Genomic DNA, 6392 nt, shown 5'->3' on the forward strand with positions numbered 1-6392 from the left:
CCACAACAGCATTCCCCACCCCAGCCACTCACCGAGCTTTCTACCGCCACCACAAAACCATGAAGGAGACAGACATGACAGCCAACGCATCCGGTACCACCGGGAACACGCTGCCCCTCGACAAGCAGGAACTGCTCGCCGTTTATCGCAGGATGCGCACCATCCGCGATTTCGAAGAGCGCCTGCACGTGGACTTCGGGCGCGGCGATATTCCCGGCTTCGTCCACCTCTACGCCGGCGAGGAAGCCGCCGGGGTCGGCATCCTGCACCACCTGGGCGACGGCGACCGCATCGCCAGCACCCACCGCGGCCATGGCCACTGCATTGCCAAGGGCGTTGACCCGGTGGCGATGATGAAGGAGATCTACGGGCGCAAGGGTGGCTCCTGCAACGGCAAGGGCGGCTCCATGCATATCGCCGATCTGTCCAAGGGCATGATGGGCGCCAATGGCATCCTGGGCGCGGGCGCACCGCTGGTCTGCGGCGCCGCGCTGGCCGCCAAGTTCCGCGGCAAGGGCGAGATCGGCATCACCTTTGCGGGTGACGGCGCGTCCAACCAGGGCACGTTCCTGGAGAGCCTGAACCTGGCCGCGGTGTGGAACCTGCCGGTGATCTTCGTGATCGAGAACAACGGCTACGCCGAATCCACCGCGCGCGACTACGGCACCGCGGTGGACAGCTACGTGGACCGCGCCGCCGGCTTCGGCATCCCCGGCGTGACGGTGGATGGCACGGATTTCTTCGCGGTGCATGAGGCGGCGGGCGAAGTCATCAAGCGGGCCCGCGAAGGCGGTGGCCCGGCCCTGCTGGAATGCAAGATGGTCCGCTTCTACGGCCACTTCGAAGGCGACGCGCAAACCTATCGTGCCTCCGGCGAGCTCGACGACATCCGCGCCAACAAGGACTGCCTGAAGAAGTTCACCGCCACCGTGACCCAGGCCGGCGTGATCGCGCTGGACGAACTCAAGGCCATCGACGAGCAGGTTGCCGCACTGATCGAGGACGCCGTGCAGCAGGCCAAGGCGGCGCCGTTCCCCACGCCCGCCGACCTGCTGACCGATGTGTACGTCAGCTACTAAGCGCACGCCCTCAGCCATTCCGAGACAGAACGACAGCAAGCACGATCAGGAGACCACACCATGTCCCGCAAATTAAGCATGAAGCTGGCGATCAATGAAGCGATCGACCAGGAAATGACCCGTGACCCGAGCGTGATCATGCTCGGCGAAGACATCGTCGGCGGCGCCGGCGCGGACGGCGAGAAAGACGCCTGGGGCGGCGTGCTCGGCGTGACCAAGGGCCTGTACGCCAAGCACGGCGACCGCCTGCTGGACACGCCTTTGTCCGAATCCGCCTATGTGGGCGCGGCCATCGGCGCCGCGGCTTGCGGCATGCGCCCGATTGCCGAGCTGATGTTCATCGACTTCATGGGCGTGTGCTTCGACCAGATCTTCAACCAGGCGGCCAAGTTCCGCTACATGTTCGGCGGCAAGGCCGAGACGCCGGTGGTGATTCGCGCCATGGTGGGCGCGGGCTTTCGCGCCGCCGCCCAGCACAGCCAGATGCTCACGCCGCTGTTCACGCATATCCCCGGCCTCAAGGTGGTGTGCCCCAGCACGCCATATGACACCAAAGGCCTGCTGATCCAGGCGATCCGCGACAACGACCCCGTGATCTTCTGCGAGCACAAGAATCTCTATGGCTTCGAAGGCGAGGTGCCGGAGAACTCGTACGCGATCCCCTTCGGCGAGGCCAACATCGTGCGCGACGGCAAGGATGTTTCCATCGTCACCTATGGGTTGATGGTGCACCGCGCGCTTGAGGCGGCGGCGACACTGGCCAAGGAAGGCATCGAAGCGGAGATCGTGGACCTGCGCACGCTCTCGCCGCTGGATATCGACACGGTGCTGGAGTCGGTGGAACACACCGGCCGCCTGGTGGTGGTGGATGAAGCCAGCCCGCGCTGCAACATCGCCACCGACATTTCGGCGCAGGTGGCGCAGCGCGCGTTCGGCGCGCTCAAGGCCGGCATCGAGATGGTCTGCCCGCCGCATACGCCGGTGCCGTTCTCGCCCGCGCTGGAAGACCTCTACATCCCCAGCGCGGCGCACATCGCCGATGCCGCGCGCAAGACCGTGAAAGGAGGGAAACACTGATGGCCGAGATCACCCCGATCGTCATGCCCAAATGGGGCTTGTCGATGAAAGAAGGCACGATCAACGACTGGCTGGTGGAGGAGGGCGCGCAGATCACGGTCGGCATGCCGATCCTCGACGTGGAGACCGACAAGATCGCCAACGCGGTGGAAGCGCCGGACGCCGGCACCCTGCGCCGCAAGGTGGCGGCCGTGGGCGACATCCTGCCGGTCAAGGCGCTGCTGGGCGTGCTGGCGCCGCCCGAGGTCAGCGATGCGGACGTCGACGCTTTTGTCGCCGCCTATGAAACGCCGGCGGCCGATGAGGAAGAGGAGGGCGTCGCTGCCTCGGCCTATCAATTCATCGAAGTCGACGGCATCCGCACGCGCTACGCAAAGCGCGGCGAGGGCGCGGACACTGTGTTGTTCATCCATGGCTTCGGCGGGGACCTGGACAACTGGCTGTTCAACCTCGACGCGCTGGCCGATGCGCACACCGTCATTGCGCTGGACCTGCCGGCGCACGGGCACGCCACGCCCAGGCTGCCCGGCACCACGCTGGCATCGCTGGCAGGGTTCGTCGCGCATTTCATGGATGCACTCGACATCGGCCAGGCCCACCTGGTGGGCCATTCGATGGGTGGCGGCGTAGCCGCGCAACTGGCGGTGGACGCGCCGCAGCGCGTGCGCTCGGTCGCGCTCGTATCGCCAGCCGGCCTTGGCGAGGAGGTCAACAGCCAATACACCGAAGGCTTCGTCAACGCGCAATCCCGCCGCGACCTCAAGCCGGTGGTGGAACTGCTGTTCGCCGATGCTGGGCTGGTCAGCCGCCAGATGCTGGACGACCTGCTCAAGTACAAGCGGCTGGACGGCATTACGGAAGCGCTGGGCACACTAGGCGCGAGCCTGTTCGGTGGCGGCCGGCAAACCGAACTGCCCGGTCACAGGCTGGGGGATACCGGCAAGCCTGTGCTGGTGATCTGGGGCGCGCAGGATCAGATCATCCCCGCGTCGCACGCGGCCAACGCGCCAGCCGGCGCGACGGTGAAGGTGTTCGACGATGCCGGCCATATGAGCCAGATGGAGAAGGCCAACGAAGTCAACGCGCTGCTCAAGCGGCATATCGGCGGCTGACGAGTCGGAGTCCTGCTGGTTTGCTCTCCCCCTCCCGCAAGCGGGAGGGGGAGCAAGCCAACGCGCCGCGCGACGTATTTCGTGGCGGTATGCACTGAAGAAAATCAACAAAACAAGCCTAGGAGACCACCCATGGACGAACCCCTGAAGGGACAAGTCGCCGTCATCACCGGCGGCGCGCGCGGCATCGGCCGCGGCATCGCCCTGACACTCGCCAAAGCCGGCGCTGATATCCTGATCGCCGACCTGCTCGAAGACGCCATGCGCGAAACCGCGGAGGACGTGCGCGCGCTCGGCCGTCGGGTAAGCACCCTCAAGGTCGACGTGACAAAGCCTGAGATGCACCGCGCGATGGTCAAGCAAGCACTTGACCAGCTCGGCGGACTGGATATCCTGGTCAACTGCGCAGGCGTCATCAGCATCCACCCTGTCGATGCACTCAGCGAGCGCGACTGGGACTTCGTCATGGACGTCAACGCCAAAGGCACCTTCCTCGGCTGCCAGGCGGCGCTGGAACACATGAAAGCCCAGCACAAGGGCCGCATCATCAACGTTGCCTCGATCGCCGGCAAGGAAGGCTTCCCCAACCTTGCCCACTACAGCGCCTCCAAGTTCGCGGTGGTCGGCTTCACCAACGCCCTGGCCAAGGAAGTTGCGCGCGACGGCATCACCGTCAACGCGATCTGCCCCGGCATCGTGCGCACCTATATGTGGGATCGCCTCTCCGACGAATGGAAGGCAGAGGGCGAATCGGTTGAGGATTCCTGGGCCCGCCACCAGCTCACGCTGATCCCGCAGGGCCGGGCGCAGACGCCGGAAGACATGGGCCGGATGGCGCTGTTCTTCGCGACCATGGACAATGTGACCGGGCAGTCGGTCAACGTCGACGGTGGCTTCACCTTCCATTGACCGGCACCGGGCCGCGGTGCGGCCCGGCGTGTGCGCGTTCGGTCGCGCGTTCCGTCCCGGCGCTTACCGGTCATGCCATGCGATTTGAATTCCTCGATCCCGATCCCACCGACCCAGATCCCTTGCACGCCGAGCAGGCGCTGCTGGAACAGGCATCCGCCGGCCGCTGGCTGGCGCACCTGTGGCAGGCGCCGGTTTCTCTGGTGGTGCCGCGCAGCTACCTGCGGCATGCGCAACTGGAGGCCGCGCGCGCCGATTTTGCCGCGCGTGGCTGCCCGGTCTGGCTGCGCTTGTCAGGGGGCGGGCTGGTGCCGCAGGGCCCGGGCATCGTCAACCTGAGCCTGGCCTATCCGGTGCGCGGCGGCGCCGGGACCCATGCCGAGCCGGCCTATCTGCACCTGTGCGAGGTGCTGGCCGCCGCGTTGAGCCGCCTTGGGTTGCAGACGCACTGGCAGGCGGTGGATGGGTCGTTTTGCGATGGCCGCTTCAACCTGGCCTGGGGCCCGCCGGAGCAGGCCCGCAAGATTGCCGGCACGGCGCAATACTGGCGCCGCGTGGTGGGCGCGGGCGACGCCAGCCTGCACGTGGTGCTGGCGCACGCCGTGCTGCTGGTCAGCGCCGATCCTCAGGAGATCAATGGCCGCGCCAACGATTTCGAGGCCGCCATCGGCAGCGGGCGCCACTACCGTGCCGACAAGGTGGTCAGCGTGGCCCAGGCACTGGCCGACAGCGGGCAGCCGGTACCCGGCGACCTCGCCGAGCGCACGTCCCAAGCGCTCGCCGAGGCGCTTGCCGCGACACCGCCGGCTTTCGCGGCAAAGGGCCCGGCCTAGGCCCAGGCCTTTGTTGCGCGCGTATTCGCGCGTTCGCGTATCCACGTATTCGTCGTTATTGACGATTCCACATCCCGGCGAGCGTGGCAAACTGACCGGCAAGACGCTTCCCACGCGGAAGCAGACAACCGGAGACAGGATATGGCGGGACCGTTGGCTGGACTGAAAGTGGTGGAAATGGTTGGGATCGGCCCGGCGCCGTTCTGCGCGATGATGCTGGCCGACCAGGGCGCCGAGGTGATTCGCATCGACCGCCCCCGCCCGGCCAAGCCGGGCGAGGCGCCGGCCACCGGCGCTGGCCGCGCAAGCTGCGACGTGACCGCGCGCGGCAGGCGCTCCCTGGCCATCGACCTGCGCAAGCCCGGCGCGGCCGAGGTCGTGCTGGACCTGATCGCCAAGGCCGACGTGCTGATCGAAGGCTTCCGACCCGGCGTGATGGAGCGCCTGGGCCTGGGGCCTGAGCCTTGCCTGGCGCGCAATCCGGCGCTGGTGTACGGCCGTATGACCGGCTGGGGCCAGCACGGCCCGCTGGCCCAGGCCGCCGGCCACGATATCAACTACATCGCCATCGGCGGCGCCCTGCACGCCATCGGCCGGGCGGGGGAGCCGCCCGTGGTGCCGCTCAACTACGTCGGCGACTTTGGCGGCGGCGGCATGCTGCTGGCGTTTGGCGTGATGTGCGCCATCAACGAAGCCCGCAACTCCGGCAAGGGGCAGGTGGTGGACGCCGCCATGACCGACGGCACGGCCTTGCTGTCGGCCATGATGTACGGCTTCAAGGCCGCCGGGCGCTGGACCAACCAGCGCGGCGACAACCTGCTGGATGGGGCGGCGCATTTCTACGACACCTATGCTTGCGCGGATGGCAAGTACGTCGCGGTGGGCGCCATCGAGCCGCAGTTCTACGCGCTGTTGCGCGAGCGCTGCGGCCTGGACGATCCGCTCTTCGACAAGCAGCTCGACAAACGCCACTGGCCCGAGCTCAAGGCCCGCATGACCACGCTGTTCCTCACCCGCACGCGCGCGCAGTGGTGCGAGCTGCTGGAAGGCAGCGACGCCTGCTTTGCCCCGATCCTGGACTGGGACGAGGCGCCGCAACATCCGCATAACCGGGCGCGCGAGACGTTTATCGAGATCGACGGGGTGATGCAGCCGGCGCCGGCGCCGCGTTTCAGCCGCACGCCGGCGGGGGTGCCTCAGGCGCCTGCGGAGCCTGGTGCGGATACAACGTCTCGCGCGCCCGGTTATGCGGATGTTGCGGCGCCTCGTCCCAGTCCAGGATCGGGGCAAAGCAGGCGTCGCTGCCTTCCAGCAGCTCGCACCACTGCGCGCGCGTGCGGGTGAGGAACAGCGTGGTCATGCGGGCCTTGAGCTCGGGCCAG

6 protein-coding genes and 1 pseudogene are annotated in these 6392 nt (G+C 67.3%); 6 read left to right on the forward strand and 1 reads right to left on the reverse strand.

What is annotated here, in order from left to right:
• Window positions 1-74 precede the first annotated feature (74 nt).
• From A9975_RS21305 to A9975_RS21330, 6 genes and pseudogenes are all read left to right on the forward strand, one after another.
• A complete protein-coding gene (locus tag A9975_RS21305; protein ID WP_150992308.1) occupies window positions 75-1079 on the forward strand; it encodes a thiamine pyrophosphate-dependent dehydrogenase E1 component subunit alpha in 1005 nt (334 codons plus the stop codon).
• Window positions 1080-1139: 60 nt separating this feature from the next.
• Window positions 1140-2156, forward strand: coding sequence for an alpha-ketoacid dehydrogenase subunit beta (locus A9975_RS21310; RefSeq protein WP_006157630.1), 1017 nt, complete (start codon window positions 1140-1142; stop codon window positions 2154-2156).
• Entirely contained in the window at window positions 2156-3268 is a 1113-nt protein-coding gene (locus A9975_RS21315; RefSeq protein ID WP_183034548.1) for an acetoin dehydrogenase dihydrolipoyllysine-residue acetyltransferase subunit, read from the forward strand. Before A9975_RS21310 ends, A9975_RS21315 begins: the two co-directional genes overlap by 1 nt.
• Before the next feature lie 132 nt (window positions 3269-3400).
• Complete coding sequence (locus A9975_RS21320) at window positions 3401-4177, forward strand: SDR family NAD(P)-dependent oxidoreductase (protein WP_183034549.1); 777 nt, start codon at window positions 3401-3403, stop codon at window positions 4175-4177.
• A 77-nt stretch (window positions 4178-4254) separates the two neighbouring features.
• Entirely contained in the window at window positions 4255-5010 is a 756-nt protein-coding gene (locus A9975_RS21325) for a lipoate--protein ligase family protein (protein WP_183034550.1), read from the forward strand.
• A gap of 141 nt (window positions 5011-5151) precedes the next feature.
• Window positions 5152-6231 (forward strand): annotated as a pseudogene (locus tag A9975_RS21330) (CaiB/BaiF CoA transferase family protein); the annotation flags it as partial.
• Here the strand turns inward: A9975_RS21330 and A9975_RS21335 are convergent.
• Complete coding sequence (locus tag A9975_RS21335) at window positions 6182-6370, reverse strand: CoA transferase (protein ID WP_255503345.1); 189 nt, start codon at window positions 6368-6370, stop codon at window positions 6182-6184. The pseudogene A9975_RS21330 and the gene A9975_RS21335 overlap by 50 nt on opposite strands.
• Window positions 6371-6392: the final 22 nt, after the last annotated feature.

This window comes from Cupriavidus sp. UME77 (assembly GCF_014170355.1).
Lineage (GTDB): Bacteria > Pseudomonadota > Gammaproteobacteria > Burkholderiales > Burkholderiaceae > Cupriavidus > Cupriavidus basilensis.

Bases quoted from the DNA above. Each gene is read 5' to 3' on its own strand.
- A9975_RS21305 (WP_150992308.1), top strand. From the start codon at position 75: ATGACAGCCAACGCATCCGGTACCACCGGGAACACGCTGCCCCTCGAC.
- A9975_RS21310 (WP_006157630.1), top strand. From the start codon at position 1,140: ATGTCCCGCAAATTAAGCATGAAGCTGGCGATCAATGAAGCGATCGAC.
- A9975_RS21315 (WP_183034548.1), top strand. From the start codon at position 2,156: ATGGCCGAGATCACCCCGATCGTCATGCCCAAATGGGGCTTGTCGATG.
- A9975_RS21320 (WP_183034549.1), top strand. From the start codon at position 3,401: ATGGACGAACCCCTGAAGGGACAAGTCGCCGTCATCACCGGCGGCGCG.
- A9975_RS21325 (WP_183034550.1), top strand. From the start codon at position 4,255: ATGCGATTTGAATTCCTCGATCCCGATCCCACCGACCCAGATCCCTTG.
- A9975_RS21335 (WP_255503345.1), bottom strand. From the start codon at position 6,370: ATGACCACGCTGTTCCTCACCCGCACGCGCGCGCAGTGGTGCGAGCTG.